Here is a 15,866-nt window from a genome sequence, read left to right on the forward strand (position 1 = left end):
AAAATACCAGGTTATTGACGCACTCCAAAGACTTACAGTCTGATCGGAAGACAATGTTTGCCAGAAAAAACACGTCAGCTTTTCTACTGCTCATGTTTTTTCTGGCGGGTTGTGGCCGTCTGATTCCCTCCGGTCATCAGGAAAATGAAATTACGGCCTGGAGACAAGGGGCTTACAGACTTGATCCTGACCATGCCAGCCTGGTTTTTTCGCTCGATCATCTTGGTTTTTCCAACTATGTCGGGAGGTTCAATCTGCTGGATGCGTCACTGGATTTTGATCCGGAAAAACCACTGGAAACCAGACTGTTTGCCGAGGTTGCTGTGACCAGTCTTGATGTGAACAATCCCTCCTTTGCAGAGGAGTTGAAAGGACCAAGCTGGTTTGATGCCGCGACCTTCCCCACAGCCTATCTGGAAAGCACGGGAATTACCCTGACAGGAGAGCAAACGGCTGAACTTCAGGCCAAGCTTACCCTGAAGGGTACAACCCACCCTGTTACCTTTAACGTGAGATTTAACGGCGGTGCGAATAATCTGCTTAGCGGGAAATATACCTTGGGTTTTTCGGCCGAAGGGACTATCAAACGCTCAGATTTCGGGATCAGCTATCTCGTACCTGCGATTGGGGACGAGGTGAAGCTGCAGATATCAGCCGAGTTCTTGCGGGTATCAGATCGTATAGCAGAGTGATTTTTGAAACAGGCCTGAGCTATTCCTCGCTCTCAGAAGCGGCAATAATACGCAAGCCTTCAAGCGCCTGATCAACCAGGGCCTTGTTGTTCGAGCTTTTGGCATAAACCATATAGGCAGGGCGCTGAATGGTCGGCGTATCAGGGACGAGAAACAGTTCCCCTGCCTGAAGATGAGGTCGAACCACGCGCATGGGGAAATACCCGCTTCCGCCATTCTCCAGAATATAGCGCAGACCCAGATCGCCCAAACCGACATAAATCGGCGGGGTAGCCATATCGGGAAAATGTTCATTGTGAATGTTGCGAAAAACATCCCCCCAATCAACCAGAATGTAGTTTTTTCGCCAGTCATCCGGCTCCTTTACGGGGGAGGTGGAGACCATGACCAACTGTTCCTCGAGCAGTTTTTCAATTCTCAGTCCCGGAATTTGTCGGGGGCTGTACATCACCCCGATATCAAGGACGCCGTCTGACAGCTGGCGCATCATGGCGTTGGAATAGTTTGTATCCAGCCGCAAGGCAACATCGGGGGCATGCTGTCTCATCCAGGGCATCCAGTGCAGAATCAAACGTGACCAGAGGCTGAACTGGGAAGATAGCGCCAGAGTGGCGTTCAGACCCGGCGGCAGGCAGACTTCATGTCGAGCTTGTTTCCAGAGCCGGAGCATACTTGCGGTATAACGCTGAAGCTGACGACCAGCCGGACTGAGTTCCACACCGTTGTGATTACGTTTGAAAAGTGTACGCCCCAGTGAATCCTCCAGGGCTTTGACGCGGGCGCTGACGGTGGACTGGGTGACATGCAGATTTTCTGCCGCCTTGTTAAAGTTGCCAGTTTCGGCGATTTCGAGAAAGGTTTCGAGGTGTGTGAGATTCATAGCACCATACTGATATCGGAAAAGACGATTGATCATATCAATATATATCGCTTTTCAAATAGCTGTAATTTCCCGAGACTTGATTTTCGGTAAATTAAAGTCCGCTTTGGAGAGTCGTTATGTTTGTGCGCCACCCTGTGTGGTTGCAGAATGCCACGCGCCCTGGTTCAGAGACCTTTGCCCTAGTATTTGCAGCTGAATCCCTTTCCAGATCCATTATTTCCTCGGTGATTCCAATCCAGCTTCTCCGGGTTCTCGGGGACAGCCAGCAGGTCAGTGTTCTTTATTTTACAGCCAGCTGTGTTGGAATGATTTTTGCGCTTTTTTTGCCGATGATTGTGGGCATCATTCCCCGGCGCTGGGTCTATACCTTTGGGGCGGTCGGCTTTATCGTCGCGGCATTTTTCCTGATGACGGAGGATGAAACCAGTTTGGTGATCGGGATGATCGCGCGGGTGGTCGGGCTGGTCTCGACGACCATTTGCATGAACCTCTATATTCTCGATTTCATTGCCCGCCGGGATCTCAGCCGGTCCGAACCCACCCGGATTTTTTATTCTGCGTTGAGCTGGTCGATCGGACCCGTTTGTGGCGCTCTCTTGATGCAGTGGTGGGGCATGTGGGCACCTTTTGCGGTCAGTGCCTGTTGTGCAGCTGTCATGCTTGGCTACTTCTGGTGTCTGCGGCTGGGGGGGGGATTGGTTATTACAGCAGGCAGTCGACGTCCTGCGCCAAATCCTTTGAGCAGTATCCGGCAGTTTATTCGACAACCCCGTCTGAATATGGCCTGGATTATCGCTTTTTGCCGGGCATCCTGGTGGTCGATGTTTTTTATCTATACCCCGATCTATGCGGTTGAATCCGGACTGGGCGAGATCATCGGCGGACTGATTGTCTCTGCTGGCAATGCCTGTCTGTTTCTGCTGCCGATCTGGGCGCGGATTGCCCGGCGCATTGGCGCGCGCAAAGTGCTGATGATTGCCTTTATTGTCGCGGGAACAGGGACGTCTCTGGTGGCTTTCTTGAACGGCTATGCCTATCTTGGCGTTGGTCTTTTGCTGATCGCGGCCCTGGGAATGTCGTTTCAGGATGCAATCGGTAACCTGCCGTTCATGGTTGCGGTGCGCCCCAGAGAACGCTCGGAAATGACATCTGTGTTCATGACCTACAGGGATGCTTCCGAGCTGGTGCCTCCGGGCATCTATGCCCTGCTGTTACGGTCTTTTGATCTTTCCGCCGTTTTCCTGGCAACCGGTGCCTTGATGTTCGGGATTGTCGGGATTGCGGCGCGTGTTCATCCCCGTGTAGGCAAAGACCGGGTGATCGACAAAATCGCTGCTCCGGCGGAGTAGATATTCCTGCCATCTTGACGGAGATCAATCGTCCTGGCGTTACACTTGCCCTATAACGATCCTGCAAAGGGAAGATAAGCTGTCCTTAATGGTCAGTATTAATTTGTCTTTCATAACAAATCCCGTATTTTGCAGAGTGTCCAAGGTTGTTAGGTGGGAAGATGGAACGATACGAACTGATTGTGATTGGCAGTGGCCCCTCGGGACGTCGCGCGGCGGTGCAGGCGGCAAAGTGGAACAAGCGGGTACTGGTGATCGAAAAAAGCCCTGCGATCGGCGGGGTGTCGGTTCACACTGGAACACTCCCGAGCAAGACACTGCGCGAGACGGTACTGAATCTTTCAGGCTGGCGCGAGCGCACCTTTTATGGCCGCTCCTATCGGGTCAAGGACAACATCACGGCTGCTGACCTGCTGGAACGTCTGCATATGACGCTGGAACACGAGGTTGAAAACCTCGAACATCAGTTCGTGCGTAACAAGGTCGACTGGGCCCATGGCCTGGCCCATTTTGTTGATCCCAATACCCTTGAGATCGTTGATGAAGCTGGTGAAACTACCCGGGTCCAGGGGGACAAGATCCTGATTGCGACCGGGACACAGCCGCACCGACCGGACTATATTCCCTTTGATGGGGAAACCATTATCGACAGCGATGAAATTATCGAACTGAAAAACCTGCCCCGCTCGCTTGCCGTGATTGGGGCCGGAGTGATCGGCATCGAGTATGCCACGATTTTCAGTGCGCTGGATGTTACGGTTACCGTTATCGAACCCCGCGATACCATGCTCGATTTTATCGATCGGGAAATCATCGCCGAGTTTACCCATCTTCTCCGCCTGCAAAATGTGACCTTCCGTTTTGGTCAGGGTGTCGAGAAGATCGAAAAAACGGTGAACGGTGGCAGTATTATCCATCTGGAAAACAAGCGGATCGTCAAAGCAGATATGGTGCTGTTTTCGGCCGGGCGTATGGGGGCAACGGACAAGCTCGGGCTTGACAAAGCCGGAGTGCCAACGGATCACCGCCAGCGGATCAAGGTGAATGAACACTTTCAGACCGAGGTGCCGCATATCTATGCCGCCGGGGATGTTATCGGCTTTCCCAGTCTGGCATCTACTTCGATGGAACAGGGCCGGATTGTCGCCTGTCATGCTTTTGAGCAGGACGCCTATGATGCACCGGAATACTTCCCTTACGGGGTTTATTCTGTTCCCGAAATCTCGACGGTCGGGATGTCAGAAGAAGAAGTCCAGCAACGCGGCATCCCCTACGAATGTGGGGTGTGCCATTTCCGCGAAACAGCCCGTGGCCAGATCATGGGCCTAAGCAGCGGGATGATGAAGATGATCTTCTCACTCAAGACCCGCCGTTTGCTGGGCGTCCACATTGTGGGTGAAGGGGCAACAGAGCTGATCCACATCGGGCAGGCGGTGCTGAACCTTAAAGGCACTCTCGAGTATTTCGTCGAGAATACCTTTAACTATCCAACACTTGCAGAGGCCTACAAGGTTGCGGCATTAGATGCCTGGAACCGTATGCCTCATTAGAAGGCATACGGTGAGTTGCAATAGCTAACGTATGTTCTGATAATTTTCTGCCAGCACTTTCATAAGATGGAAATAAGGCCTTGGGCCGTAGCTTATTCTTGAGGCTCCCAGAGAGGCGAGCGTGGCAAGATCGGGTGAAACATCTGTTTTCATGACGTTTACCGGAAGGGCAACGGCTTCACAGATCCCGGCGATCAAGTCAGCATCGACCAGACCGGGAACGAAAAAGCCACTGGCCCCGGCCTCTTTGAAGGCTGCAGCACGTTCAATGGCCTGCTGAACCAATCCGGTATGCTTGTCTCGATCGGTCTCTTTTAAAAAGAGATCGGTCCGGGCGTTGATAAAAAACGGCAGGCCTTTGGTCTCGGCTGTTTGCCTGATGGCCGTGATACGCTTTTGCTGGATCTCAACCGCATAGAGGTCTGTTTTTCCGACCTGCTGGTCTTCAAAATTAATCCCGACAGCTCCGGCAGAAATGATCCGGGTCACGTTCTTCGCCAGGGTTTCGCAATCTTCTGCATAGCCCCCTTCAAAATCAATGCTGACGGGGAGCTCTACTGTTGACACAATCCGTTCAGCGATGCTTGCCAGCAGCTCGAGTGGCAGAGCTTCTCCGTCGGGATATCCCTGTGCCGCAGCGACGGACCAGCTGCCTGTTGCGATGGCTTTGGCCTCGGTTTCGGCAAGCGCTTTGGCTCCGCCAGCATCCCAGATGTTGTAGAGGACCAGAGGATCGCCCTTAATGTGGAGAGAGGCAAAAGTGCGGGCTTTGTCAATTTGTGATTTCTGAATTTCAGTCATAAAAATCTCTGCAAATTATCATTGAGGTTTAGCGGAAACTCGGTGTTCAAGTTCAATAAGTTTCTGTTTGCGCCAGATACCTCCACCATATCCGGTTAAGGAGCCATCTGCGCCAATGACACGGTGGCAGGGGATAACGATGGCAATCTGGTTGGCACCGTTCGCCTGCGCAACAGCACGTGTCGCTGTTGGTCGTCCTATCCTGCGGGCAATGTCGCTGTAACTGCGGGTCTCCCCGGCGGGTATTTCCCGCAGCGCCTGCCAGACACTGCGCGTGAAATCGGTTCCGTGCAAGACCAGAGAGACATCAAAGGTCCGGGTTTCTGCCTTGAAAAATGTATCGAGTTCTGACTCTATCTGCTCGGTAGGGGGGTAGCGTCCAAACCCCAAATTTCCTCGGGACATCTTGCGCAGTTTTTGCAGCTGTGTGGGCAGCGCTTTGCGGTCGGCAAATTCCAACAGGTGCAGAGCTGATTTATCGCTCACAGCAATCATGGCCCCCAGAGGTGTGTCAATCCAGTCGGCTCTGAGCAGGGCATCCTTGGTGAAACTGGCCGGGGTGGTCCCCAGAAGCTTGGCAAAGGCTGTTCTAAAGGCGCTGGGGGAGGAAAAACCGGCATCAAGCTGGGCGTCAATCATGCGACCTCCGCTGGAAAGAGTTTCAAAACCATCTCGGATGCGCGAACGCCGGGCCATTTCCAGAAAGGTCATGCCAAAGTGCCTTTTGAAAAGACGGCGTATGGTTGAAGGGTCCAGACCAAGCCGGACAATGTCGTCTTCTCCCCAACGGTAGGCTGGATCTTTTTCCAGAGCTGTGAGCAGCTGCTGGATTGAAGGGTCGGTTTCGGCTGCCGGGGCCAGGGGGTAACAGCGTTTGCAAGGACGATACCCGGCATCGATACACTCGGCCACGGTATCAAAAAAATGGCAATTCTCTGACTTTGGTTTGCGGGCCGGACAGGTCAGACGGCAGAAAACGCCTGTGGATTTGACGCCAACAAAGGCGCGGCCATCATAAGCCGGATTGCGTTCAACCAGAGCGGTATAAAGGGTGTTGTGATCAGGAGACTGGAATAACATGGATAAGCGATCTGTTGCTGGAACAATAGAGAATATCATATCTTTTTATGAAAAGACTGTCCGTCCAGGATCGGGCAGTTATTAAATATAATTTCACGGGTAGTGTTATCGGGTCGCAAGAGTTTTTTTGTGACGGGTCTTTTTTCAAAACTCTGTGAAGCTTGCACCGCAATCCTGGTGATGTTAATAGGGAATCATGAAACAGCATCGCACAGTATCACCCCTGAATTGGTGGCGTTCCGAATAGGAGCGGCGCGATAATATTTCATGTTTTGATTTTATGTTTGAGCCGCCATATGGGCGGCTTTTCTATTTCTGCAGCATCATGTGGCGGCTTTCTTTATTGGAGAAAGTAAATGTCACATTCCATGCCTGTCATCTTGACAGGAGATCGAACAACCGGGCCTCTTCATATCGGGCACTACGCAGGTTCGCTGCGAAACCGTCTGCGTTTTCAACATGATCACGAACAGTACCTGCTTTTGGCGGACATGCAGGCACTGACCGATAATGCGAGCAATATAGCAAAGGTACGTTCCAATGTGCTGGAAGTCGCATTGGACTATCTTGCTATTGGCATCGATCCAACACAGTCTACCGTCTGTCTGCAGTCTCAGCTTCCTGCTCTGGCCGAACTGTCGATGCTCTATCTGAATTTTGTGACGGTGGCACGACTGGAACGAAACCCGACAATCCGTGAGGAGATCAGAGCACGGGGGTTTGGTCGAGACATTCCCGCTGGTTTTCTCTGTTATCCTGCTGCGCAAGCGGCTGACATCACGGCTTTCAAAGCGACAATTGTTCCCGTTGGGGAGGATCAGGTGCCGATCCTGGAGCAAACCAATGAAATCATCCGGCGGATTAACGGGGCAGCGGGCAAGTCTGTTCTGCCGGAGGTGTCGGCTGTTGTTTCAAAATCCGGTCGTTTGCCGGGGATCAACGGCAAGGCCAAGATGAGCAAATCTCTTGGAAATGCGATTGCACTTTCAGCATCGCCAGATGAAATTTCGGTGGCAGTGAAGCAGATGTTTACCGACCCCAATCACTTGCGGATAGAGGACCCGGGCCAGGTCGAAGGTAACACGGTCTTTACCTACCTTGATGCTTTTGATGAAGATCGAGCAGAGGTAGAGCGTTTGAAGATGGCGTATCGTAAAGGTGGTCTTGGCGATGTGCGCCTAAAACGTCGGCTTGACGAGATTCTGCAGAACTTGCTGGGACCTATTCGGGAAAGGCGTGCTCTATTGTCACGAGACCTTGACTATGTAGAGCAGGTGATCCTTGAAGGAACAGAGCGAGCCCAGAGCCTTACAGCAGCAACTTATGCTGAAGTGACCGCTGCACTGGGGCTTTTCAGGTTTCAATAGAGACTGTCCGGGGAGCTTCGGCCCTATTGTGTCTGTTTGGCATTATTCACTTTGAATTACCGATTCATGCGTAACCGGAAAGTTGAGGGAGCGGGCGACAAAACACATTTCAGATGCCTTATGGTGCAGCTCCCGGGCTTTGGCAGGATCAGAAGCTGCTGTGATCGTAATCTCGGGCTTAAGCGTGGCGGCGGTAAACTGGCCGCTGCCATCCCGGTTCATGGTCATGGTGGCGCTGGCCTTGTCTTCATAATGAGTGACAACAATGTTGTTCACCGCGCAGAGGTGCAGATACCAGAGCATATGGCAGGAGGAAATGGCACTGAGCAGCATGTCTTCGGGATTGTGCCGGCCTGGGTCACCGCGAAAGGCGGGATCGGACGAGCCGGGTAACACGGGTTTTCCTGTGATTGCGATCTCATAGTTCCGGTCGTAGGTTTTATAGTCGGCTGTTCCGCTGCCGCGATTTCCAGTCCAGACCAGATGAGTTTGATAATGGTGTTCTTGGGACATGTTCTTGCCTGTATCTCATAAGGGGGCGAAAAGTGTGCATGATTTGTTAGCAGCTTATTATCGGCAGCATTTCAGGACAGACTGCGCAAAAATTTCTGGTTCCTGCAACATCATCAGGTGGCCCGTTCCTGGAATCACAATGTCTTCTGTTGCCATTTCACGCACCCATTCCGGGACATCCCATCCTGAAGCAGAGTTTTCGCCTGCGATCAGGCTGAAGGGCATATCGGAGCGCAGGAGGTCTCGGATGATATTAAGATATTCCAGATTGTCGGTGGCTTGTACCACAGCCCTGGCTTGGGCCTTGATGGTAGAGGCTGGTTGGTTGCCAAGCCAGCTATAAGCCAGTGCTGAGGTCCAGTCGGTTATCTCGACACCGGAGGTGGCGATCCAGCCGTCGGAATCTACTTTGTACCCCTGGATAATTTCCTCGACCTCGGGCAGAGCTGTTCTGGAAATTTTTTCTGACCAGAAGGCGTCCTTCAGGGTGAAGTTTCCTTCAACCGAGATCAGGGAGGCGACCAGTTCGGGGTGACGCTTAACCAAAAAAACAGCCACCGCCCCGCCGACAGAATGACCCACAAGATTAACGGGGCCGAGATTGTTGGATGTAATGTAGGTTGCGATGTGTTCTGCCTGATCGGTCAGGACAAGCCTGTCTGTCGGCTGCTCTGCAAGAGATCCATATCCAATCAGGTCTGGTGTATGGATGTCCATATCCAGATGGACAAAAGGGGTCAGGATCTGGGGCACCTTGAGGTTCCCGAACAGGCCATGGATGAGGAGAGTCGGACGCGTCATTGAATTGCTCTTTGATGGATTTAAAATACGAATACGGAGAGTTCGGATCTGATTGATGTGGGAAATACGATGCAGAAATTTCTCTTGTTGCCAAATTATAATCGAGAAGTATTTTGATTAAAAATATTTGTTTTTTAACATTATCAATACAAAAATGAATTGATTGGCTGATGAGTGATTGGGATGATTATCGATATTTTCAGGCCGTTGTAACGCAGGGAAGCTTTTCGGCTGCGGCCCGGGTTCTGGATGTAACCCAACCTACTATTGGCAGGCGGATTGCAGGGTTGGAGGAGCGGCTTGGACAGGAGCTGTTCGAGCGTGATGGCAAGTATGTCCGTCTGACCGGTTATGGACGGTTGCTTGCTGACAAGATTGAGCCATTGGTGGCCAGTGCGGGCCGGCTGGAGCGCGAACTGGAAGGCTTTGGGGATAACCTGTTACCCCCTGTGCGCCTGACCAGTACAGACGGTCTGGCGCTCTATTGGCTTCCGGAAGTCTTGGCGACTTTCCATCTGAAGGAGCCGGATATTCCTTACCTGTTGTTACCGGGCAACAGCTTTGAAAATGTTGCCAAGCGCGAGGTTGATATCGCCTTTCGTACCGGGGGCGGCAGTACGGCTGGATTGCTGGAAGAAAACTTGTTGGAGCTGGACTATGGTCTCTGGGCTTCAGAATCCTATCTGGCACGGCGAGGGCACCCCACTTCCGAAGCTGATCTGGAAAACCACCTGTTGGTCACCTTTTCCGAAAATTATATGGGTCTGGATACCATGCGGCTGTTCCGATCTGAGCAGCTGGCAAAAAACATTGTCTTCCGGTCTGATAATGTCGCGGTTCAGGCACGGGCGGCCCAGGCGGGATTCGGCATCGCCATCCTTCCGGATTATCTGGCGGCAAAGCAGGAAAGCCTGATCAGACTTTCCTGGCCGTCGGCGTTGGTTTCAACCCGCATTACCATGCTCGCCCACCCCTCAGCGCTGGAGAGCCCCTCGATTATGAAGGTGTGGGATTACCTGCTGTCACTGAAGGGGCGGCTGATTATCAAATGACAAATGCAGAGTTCTTTTGTGCTCCGTATCTCGAACCTTAGAGGTGTTGTGAACGAAGCCTATTTTTGACAAATGGTGCAACTGCGATCAAGAGAAGCGCGAAAATAACAAGGATCGGGGACGATCGGCAGCCCTCTTGGACTGCAGATTGGTAAACAGCATCTGGGAAAAGCCACTCGCTTAAAAGGAAGGCTGCAATCAATGTAGATATTGCTGTATTACTCAAACGAAGCAGGCGGTTGGGGAATCTCGTTGAAACAAGACATAAGAAAATCAGAAAAATGCCGAGTGGTGTGGTGAAGAATAAAAGCTCATCTATTGTATCCACTGATCCTTGCTGTGGAGCCCAGCTTGGTACTTCTTTATCACATACTTCTGACCAAGCTGCATTCGGTCCCATAAGGAGGAGAGGTAAGGTGTAGGTGAAGAGTCTGGTGTTCATGTTTCCACCCGCTTGTTTATCTACTTTGACTGCATAGATTGTTCGATATCTCCAGCGAAATCAACATCGCAAGCTCCGCCGCCTTGGGTTCTTGCGGCGAGTGGTCCGAGGGTTTCGCCGTTCTCCAATATCTCGTTGAGATAGGTTTCTGCGTCCGATTGTGGACGATAACCGAGCCAGTCGACATGGCTGTTGTCAACGCGAGAGCGGGTATTGTTGGAGACGCCGTAAACCCGGAAGAAATGAAAATCTGGAGCCCGGAGACACTGTTCAAAAAGGTGCAGGGCGTCTTCATGGCTGAACCAGGTGGAGAGCATGCGCTGGTCCGTTGGTTTTTCCTCGAAGGAGGCGATACGGACACAAGCCACCTGGAGAGCGTATTTGTCGGCATAAAGACTGGCCAGTGATTCGCCAAAAGCCTTGGAGACACCATAGAGACCGCTGGGGCGCAGGCGGGTGTCGTCGGTGATGGTGGTTGCAATGGGGTGAAAACCAACGGCCTGGACTGAACTTGCAAAGATAACCCGCTTTACCTGTTCAAGACGGGCTGCTTCGAACAGACTGTGGGCCAACTGATAGTTCAGGGGAAAGATCACATCCCAGGGCGCTTCTTCCGGGTAGGCGGCAAGGTGGATGACGCTGTCCACCCCCTTCATTGCCCCGGTCATGGCATGAAGGTTGGTAGCATCGATTTCGTAATGCTCTTCCCCTTCGGCAACCTCACCCAGAGCGGATTTGTCAACCAGCCGGAGAACCCGATTTGGAGAGGCGAGGCCTTTTCGCAGAACCCGGCCAATACGTCCAGCTGCTCCGGTGATCAGAATTCGTTCCATTGTTATTCTTTCAGTTTAAGTCTTTGGGCGGCAGCAGGAGATCTTACCCTGCATAACGGTCCATGGGAAAGCCGGCTACACCGGGCTTGAAGCTGAACAGCCCGCCTGCAAGCGGTTGGGACAGCAACTCGGCATCGGACAGGTCTTCACAGGCGGTTGTGATGAAAAGCGTGTCGAGGTCCCTGCCGCCAAAGCAGCAGGAGGTGACATTGGCCACAGGCAAATCTATGACCTGCAGAATAGAGCCGTCCGGTGCATAGCGCGTAATACAGGACCCGGCGAAGTGGGCACTCCAGAGGCAACCTTCCTGATCAACAGTTGCACCATCAGGACGTCCCTTGCCGGGCAGCACTGTGGCAAAAACCCGTTCGTTGGCGAGATCACCACTTTCAAGGTCGTAATCAAAAGCCAGGATCTGTAACGTTGGTGTGTCCGTGAAATAGAGAGTTTTCCCATCTGGGCTCCAGGCGAAGCCATTACTGGTTTTTACGCCGGATCGCATTTTCTGGATTACCTTGTCTGGCTCAGGTCCCTTGGTCGGGTCCAGACGATAGACCGAGGCGATGGGCTGGCGCAAGCCGGGGTCAGAGACTTCATGGATGCTGCCACACCAGAAACGACCCCGGGGATCACACTTGCCATCGTTCATCCGGTTGTCGGGAAGATCAGCTTCAGGGGCCGCGAGAAGATCAAAGCTTTCTGTTTGAAGGTCGATTAGGGCAAAACCCTCCTTGCCACCAGTGATAAAACCCGGTGCACTTTTCCGCAGGGCAAGAGCGCTGATCTCAACAGCTACAGGCCAGCGGGTGAGAACTCCTGTCTCGGGAACCAGCCGATAAACTTGCCGTTCCGTGATGTCGGTCCAGTAGAGAACCTGCTCCTGCTCATCCCAAAGAGGGCATTCGCCCAAGGTGTTTTTTACCTGTGCGATACAGATTGGTGCGTCCTGCATTTATCGGAACCTTCGGTCGTAATTTGTGATGGTCCCCATTCGGGTCAGAGCAAGATCAACATCATCTGCCGACAGATCCTTGTGGATGACGAAACGGAATCTGTTGCCTTTGGGCGGTAGAACGAGAACATTTTCGTCGGTGAGAAGCTGGTGAAATGTTGCTGGCGACGGCAGGTGGCTGGGCAGATAGGCCATTACGATATTGGTTTCCACAGCGGATAGATCTACCGTCAAGCCAAGAGACAGCAGACCTTCTGCCAGGCGCCGGGCGATGACATGATCTTCTCCAAGGCGATCAATATTCTGCTCAAGGGCAAAAAGACCAGCAGCGGCAAGAACACCGGCCTGACGCATGCCACCCCCAACCATCTGCCGCCAGTGACGGGCTTCTTCGATAAAATCCCGGTCGCCGACAATCATGGCTCCACCCGGTGCACCGAGACCTTTGGAAAGACAAAAAGATATGCTGTCTAAAGGGGCGGCGAGAGCAGAAGCTTCGACGCCGAGGGACACGGCTGCATTGAACAGCCTGGCCCCGTCCATATGAAAAGTAAGCGCGCGTTCCCTTGCAAAACGGCCCAGCTTGTCGAGATAGGCAAGGTCAAGGCAACGACCGCCCTCGCCATTGTGGGTGTTTTCGATGGCGATAAGCTTCAGGCGCGGATTGAGAACAGAGCCGCGCTGACTTCCTGTCGGGACGGGCCAGTTTTTCTCCAGATCCGTCATCAGGTATTTGCCAGCGGGTGTTGGAACCGGATGAGAGGTGATGCCGCAAATAGACGCGAGATGCCCGGTTTCATTTAGATGAAGGTGAGAGCTGCTGCTGACAAGAGCCGCACTGCCCGGGGGGACCTGTGCCCTGATGGAAAGGAGGTTTCCCATGGTGCCGCTGAGAACAAAAAGCGCGGCCTCCTTGCCCAGAAGCTCTGCTGTATAGTCTTCCAGTTCCCGGACTGTCGGGTCTTCACGATAATAATCGTCGCCGACTTCTGCGGTTGCCATGCGGGTGCGCATGGTTTTGCAGGGAGCTGTCAGGGTGTCGCTTCTCAAGTCAATAGGGGGCACACGCTGGTCCTTGTTCGTGTTTTCATGACGACAGTATTGCGAAGCAGGGGAGAGTATAGTGAACAAATTTCTGGAAAATATGAAATTTTCAATCAATATTGTTGATATTATGATCAAAAATTTCACAGGTGTAATTGGAGGGAATTTATGGGGAAACGTGGCCAGGAGCTGGACCAGATCGACCGGAAACTTCTCAATGCTCTGCAGCGGGATTGCCGAATAGCGAATGTTGATCTGGCAGAACTGGTTGGCACCTCTGCCCCCTCCTGTACGCGGCGAGTGCGCCGGCTGAGAGCCGAGGGCTACATCGAGCGCGAGATTGCGTTGGTTAATCCGGAAAAGGCGGGGGACAACCTGATTGCTATTTCAGAAGTCCGGCTGAACAATCACAACCGACAGGCCCGCGATCAGGCCATTCGGTTGATCCGGAATATTCCCGAGGTGATGATCTGTTATAACGTCACCGGAGATTATGACCTGATGTTTATCTCGACCCTGACGGATATGGCTGACTTTGAAGCCAGGATAACCGAGCCCCTGACCAGCCTGCCCGAGATCCGCTCAATCAACAGTTATTTTGCGATCAAGAACATCAAATTTGAACCGTTTCTGAACTTTGATGAAGGGCGTTGATCTTGTTTTTTGGGGCTTAACTGCCGTTCTTTTTCTTTTGATAGGCCGCATCGGCTGTGGTCAGGCTCCATTCAACCAGATGTTTTGTGACTTTGCCCAGTGCCTGATCAAAGGCTTCAATGATTTTGTCGAGCTGGTCGGCGGTGGCGGGAACCCGGGCTTCGAAAGAGTTTGAGCCGATGATGTTGCGGCGAGGCATCTGGACGATTTTTGCGTTGATCGTGATCAGGACCGTCGGGCTGCCATCAAAATACTGGGTCTGGAATTCCCGCAGCTCGGTCTTGAGGATAAAGTCGGACCGCAGGCCGACGGTTTCCCGGCCAACCGAGACAATCTTGCGCGTGTTTTCAAAAGATTCAACCAGCAGACTCTGGATCATGGCCGAAGCTTTATCGACCCAGCCGGCATTGGCGTAATATTCCATCTGGTTGGGTTGACGTTGCAGGGCAATTTTGGTGGTGTTCAGGCTGGCATTGGCGGTGGTCTGTTCCAGTACAAGCTGCCAGGGAACAGTGGGCAGGTCCGGATCAAAGGTACTTTTGGGCGACAGGCGATAGAGATCAGGCAAAGGCCCTTGTCCGGGAATCAGGGATGCACAGGCAGCCGTTGCCCCTGCAAGAGGCAAAAGAGAGGCGAATTTCAGGAAGGTACGGCGGTTGTTCATGGTGGTCTTGTCTCTTTCGGCATGGCTTCTTTTTTTACAGGTTAAAGGAAAAAGGCCTTGAAGAGGAAATTTTTCCTTTAACCTGGATTACTGGATGTGCGGCTTTCACTACTGCGGCGTTTCGTATCCCTTTTGTTTATCCCCAAAAAAGAACCGGGCAGGATCGCGCTCGATTTCAGCAGTAAGATGTTGCAGATCCTCTACCAGTTTTCTTGACTCAGACAGAAGATTTGAAAATTCATAAAGACCACTGGAGGTAAAGTCCTGGATAGGTTCGCGATTTTCACGGATCAGCGCTTCGACCTGATTGCTGGTTTTGGCAAAGCTCTGGGCGGTGCTCTGCAAGTCTTTGACTAGGGAACGAATTTCCGGACTGCTGTCCCCCACCACTGTATTGATGGTCGTCGCGGCCTTGTCCAGCGCTGATACCGCATGGTTGGCCCGCGTGATCAGATCCTTGCTTCCTGATTGCAGGTCGGCTGTAAGGTCTTTGACCGAAGCGGACATCTCTTTCAGATTTTTTGCGGTTGTTGAGGTATCGTCAATCATGGTCGCAATCTGGTTTTCGCGTTCTGCCAGAGCCTGCGTCAGTGTGCGGATATGTACCAGAGTATCTGCAATGTTTTGACGGTTTTGATCATTGAGGAGATCGTTGCCCCTGGAAACCAGTATATTGGTATTTCCCAGAAGTTCTGGAGCACCTTTGATCAGCTTGTCGAGGGCGGAGCTGCCGGAACGGATGACAGGGTACCCATAGGGGCCTTTTTCGTGCAGTGGTCCTGCTTCGTTGGTGCCCATATTGAGCAGAACCGAGCGAACCCCGGTAATGCCCTCAAGTTGAAGTATCGCGACAGTGTCTGTCATAACCGGGGTGGTGTGATCGACCTCGATCAGGATGACAATTTCCTCGGCTGGTTTATCCGGCGAGAGTTCGACATCAACAACTTCTCCGACACTGACGCCCCGAAAACGCACGGCACTACCGGATTTCAGCCCGGTGACATCGCCTTGATAGATGATGTTGTAGCGCGTGAAGACCTGGTCAGACTGGAATTTTGCCAGCCAGATGACAAAGCCCATCGCGCCGAGCATAAAGGCGATGACAAAAACACCTACGATCATATGGTTGGCACGGGTTTCCATAAACTGTCCTTCTTGGCTATGACTTGCCGGTTTAGTCGCTGTAACT

17 protein-coding genes are annotated in these 15,866 nt (G+C 52.5%); 6 read left to right on the forward strand and 11 right to left on the reverse strand.

From position 1 onward, the window contains the following. Nucleotides 1-53: 53 nt before the first annotated feature. Entirely contained in the window at nt 54-692 is a 639-nt protein-coding gene (locus B152_RS0111075) for a YceI family protein (RefSeq protein ID WP_026261476.1), read from the forward strand. A gap of 19 nt (nt 693-711) precedes the next feature. Here B152_RS0111075 and B152_RS0111080 read toward each other — a convergent pair whose 3' ends face one another. Then, a complete protein-coding gene (locus B152_RS0111080) occupies nt 712-1,572 on the reverse strand; it encodes a LysR family transcriptional regulator (RefSeq protein WP_026261477.1) in 861 nt (286 codons plus the stop codon). A 119-nt stretch (nt 1,573-1,691) separates the two neighbouring features. Here B152_RS0111080 and B152_RS23385 point away from each other — a divergent pair, with 119 nt between their 5' ends. Both B152_RS23385 and sthA read left to right on the forward strand, forming a co-directional pair. After that, on the forward strand, nt 1,692-2,924 hold the full coding sequence (locus B152_RS23385; protein WP_020592490.1) for an MFS transporter: 1,233 nt from the start codon (nt 1,692-1,694) through the stop codon (nt 2,922-2,924). Between the two features lie 161 nt (nt 2,925-3,085). Then, complete coding sequence (sthA, locus tag B152_RS0111090) at nt 3,086-4,474, forward strand: Si-specific NAD(P)(+) transhydrogenase (RefSeq protein WP_020592491.1); 1,389 nt, start codon at nt 3,086-3,088, stop codon at nt 4,472-4,474. Nucleotides 4,475-4,498: 24 nt separating this feature from the next. Here the strand turns inward: sthA and B152_RS0111095 are convergent, their stop codons facing one another. Both B152_RS0111095 and B152_RS26545 read right to left on the reverse strand, forming a co-directional pair. Further along, nucleotides 4,499-5,275 (reverse strand): isocitrate lyase/PEP mutase family protein, encoded by a 777-nt coding sequence (locus B152_RS0111095; RefSeq protein ID WP_020592492.1) that lies wholly within the window; start codon nt 5,273-5,275, stop codon nt 4,499-4,501. A gap of 18 nt (nt 5,276-5,293) precedes the next feature. Further along, nucleotides 5,294-6,355: a bifunctional transcriptional activator/DNA repair enzyme AdaA gene (locus B152_RS26545; RefSeq protein WP_020592493.1), complete on the reverse strand. Its 1,062-nt coding sequence runs from the start codon at nt 6,353-6,355 to the stop codon at nt 5,294-5,296. Between the two features lie 356 nt (nt 6,356-6,711). Here B152_RS26545 and trpS point away from each other — a divergent pair, with 356 nt between their 5' ends. Then, the gene (gene trpS / locus B152_RS0111105; protein ID WP_026261478.1) at nt 6,712-7,722 is read left to right on the forward strand and encodes a tryptophan--tRNA ligase; all 1,011 of its coding nucleotides are present in this window, start codon (nt 6,712-6,714) and stop codon (nt 7,720-7,722) included. Between the two features lie 42 nt (nt 7,723-7,764). On the opposite strand, the gene B152_RS0111110 is transcribed toward trpS, so the two are convergent. Next, the gene (locus B152_RS0111110; RefSeq protein ID WP_020592495.1) at nt 7,765-8,235 is read right to left on the reverse strand and encodes an OsmC family protein; all 471 of its coding nucleotides are present in this window, start codon (nt 8,233-8,235) and stop codon (nt 7,765-7,767) included. 57 nt (nt 8,236-8,292) lie between these two features. Then, nucleotides 8,293-9,036, reverse strand: a complete 744-nt coding sequence (locus tag B152_RS0111115) for an alpha/beta fold hydrolase (RefSeq protein ID WP_020592496.1) — start codon at nt 9,034-9,036, stop codon at nt 8,293-8,295. Nucleotides 9,037-9,206: 170 nt separating this feature from the next. On the opposite strand from B152_RS0111115, the gene B152_RS0111120 reads away from it, so the two are divergent. After that, nucleotides 9,207-10,088, forward strand: a complete 882-nt coding sequence (locus B152_RS0111120; RefSeq protein ID WP_020592497.1) for a LysR family transcriptional regulator — start codon at nt 9,207-9,209, stop codon at nt 10,086-10,088. 37 nt (nt 10,089-10,125) lie between these two features. On the opposite strand, the gene B152_RS26015 is transcribed toward B152_RS0111120, so the two are convergent. The 4 genes from B152_RS26015 to B152_RS0111135 are packed head-to-tail and all read right to left on the reverse strand — an operon-like array spanning nt 10,126 to nt 13,380. After that, a complete protein-coding gene (locus B152_RS26015) occupies nt 10,126-10,530 on the reverse strand; it encodes a hypothetical protein (RefSeq protein ID WP_157231042.1) in 405 nt (134 codons plus the stop codon). 20 nt (nt 10,531-10,550) lie between these two features. Continuing rightward, entirely contained in the window at nt 10,551-11,363 is an 813-nt protein-coding gene (locus tag B152_RS0111125; RefSeq protein WP_020592498.1) for an NAD-dependent epimerase/dehydratase family protein, read from the reverse strand. A gap of 43 nt (nt 11,364-11,406) precedes the next feature. Then, on the reverse strand, nt 11,407-12,315 hold the full coding sequence (locus B152_RS0111130) for an SMP-30/gluconolactonase/LRE family protein (protein ID WP_020592499.1): 909 nt from the start codon (nt 12,313-12,315) through the stop codon (nt 11,407-11,409). Then, a complete protein-coding gene (locus B152_RS0111135; protein WP_026261480.1) occupies nt 12,316-13,380 on the reverse strand; it encodes a threonine aldolase family protein in 1,065 nt (354 codons plus the stop codon). A gap of 147 nt (nt 13,381-13,527) precedes the next feature. On the opposite strand from B152_RS0111135, the gene B152_RS0111140 reads away from it, so the two are divergent. Then, the gene (locus B152_RS0111140) at nt 13,528-14,013 is read left to right on the forward strand and encodes an Lrp/AsnC family transcriptional regulator (RefSeq protein WP_020592501.1); all 486 of its coding nucleotides are present in this window, start codon (nt 13,528-13,530) and stop codon (nt 14,011-14,013) included. A gap of 16 nt (nt 14,014-14,029) precedes the next feature. Here the strand turns inward: B152_RS0111140 and B152_RS23390 are convergent, their stop codons facing one another. Both B152_RS23390 and B152_RS25330 read right to left on the reverse strand, forming a co-directional pair. Continuing rightward, nucleotides 14,030-14,677 (reverse strand): ABC-type transport auxiliary lipoprotein family protein, encoded by a 648-nt coding sequence (locus B152_RS23390; RefSeq protein WP_020592502.1) that lies wholly within the window; start codon nt 14,675-14,677, stop codon nt 14,030-14,032. Between the two features lie 108 nt (nt 14,678-14,785). Beyond that, entirely contained in the window at nt 14,786-15,820 is a 1,035-nt protein-coding gene (locus B152_RS25330; protein ID WP_020592503.1) for an MlaD family protein, read from the reverse strand. Nucleotides 15,821-15,866: the final 46 nt, after the last annotated feature.

It is taken from the genome of Kiloniella laminariae DSM 19542 (assembly GCF_000374005.1).
GTDB classification, from domain to species: domain Bacteria; phylum Pseudomonadota; class Alphaproteobacteria; order Kiloniellales; family Kiloniellaceae; genus Kiloniella; species Kiloniella laminariae.

Bases quoted from the DNA above. Each gene is read 5' to 3' on its own strand.
- B152_RS26545 (WP_020592493.1), bottom strand. From the start codon at position 6,355: ATGTTATTCCAGTCTCCTGATCACAACACCCTTTATACCGCTCTGGTT.
- B152_RS0111120 (WP_020592497.1), top strand. From the start codon at position 9,207: ATGAGTGATTGGGATGATTATCGATATTTTCAGGCCGTTGTAACGCAG.
- B152_RS23385 (WP_020592490.1), top strand. From the start codon at position 1,692: ATGTTTGTGCGCCACCCTGTGTGGTTGCAGAATGCCACGCGCCCTGGT.
- trpS (WP_026261478.1), top strand. From the start codon at position 6,712: ATGTCACATTCCATGCCTGTCATCTTGACAGGAGATCGAACAACCGGG.
- B152_RS0111130 (WP_020592499.1), bottom strand. From the start codon at position 12,315: ATGCAGGACGCACCAATCTGTATCGCACAGGTAAAAAACACCTTGGGC.
- B152_RS23390 (WP_020592502.1), bottom strand. From the start codon at position 14,677: ATGAACAACCGCCGTACCTTCCTGAAATTCGCCTCTCTTTTGCCTCTT.
- B152_RS0111125 (WP_020592498.1), bottom strand. From the start codon at position 11,363: ATGGAACGAATTCTGATCACCGGAGCAGCTGGACGTATTGGCCGGGTT.
- sthA (WP_020592491.1), top strand. From the start codon at position 3,086: ATGGAACGATACGAACTGATTGTGATTGGCAGTGGCCCCTCGGGACGT.
- B152_RS0111080 (WP_026261477.1), bottom strand. From the start codon at position 1,572: ATGAATCTCACACACCTCGAAACCTTTCTCGAAATCGCCGAAACTGGC.
- B152_RS25330 (WP_020592503.1), bottom strand. From the start codon at position 15,820: ATGGAAACCCGTGCCAACCATATGATCGTAGGTGTTTTTGTCATCGCC.
- B152_RS0111075 (WP_026261476.1), top strand. From the start codon at position 54: ATGTTTGCCAGAAAAAACACGTCAGCTTTTCTACTGCTCATGTTTTTT.
- B152_RS26015 (WP_157231042.1), bottom strand. From the start codon at position 10,530: ATGAACACCAGACTCTTCACCTACACCTTACCTCTCCTCCTTATGGGA.
- B152_RS0111115 (WP_020592496.1), bottom strand. From the start codon at position 9,036: ATGACGCGTCCGACTCTCCTCATCCATGGCCTGTTCGGGAACCTCAAG.
- B152_RS0111140 (WP_020592501.1), top strand. From the start codon at position 13,528: ATGGGGAAACGTGGCCAGGAGCTGGACCAGATCGACCGGAAACTTCTC.
- B152_RS0111110 (WP_020592495.1), bottom strand. From the start codon at position 8,235: ATGTCCCAAGAACACCATTATCAAACTCATCTGGTCTGGACTGGAAAT.
- B152_RS0111095 (WP_020592492.1), bottom strand. From the start codon at position 5,275: ATGACTGAAATTCAGAAATCACAAATTGACAAAGCCCGCACTTTTGCC.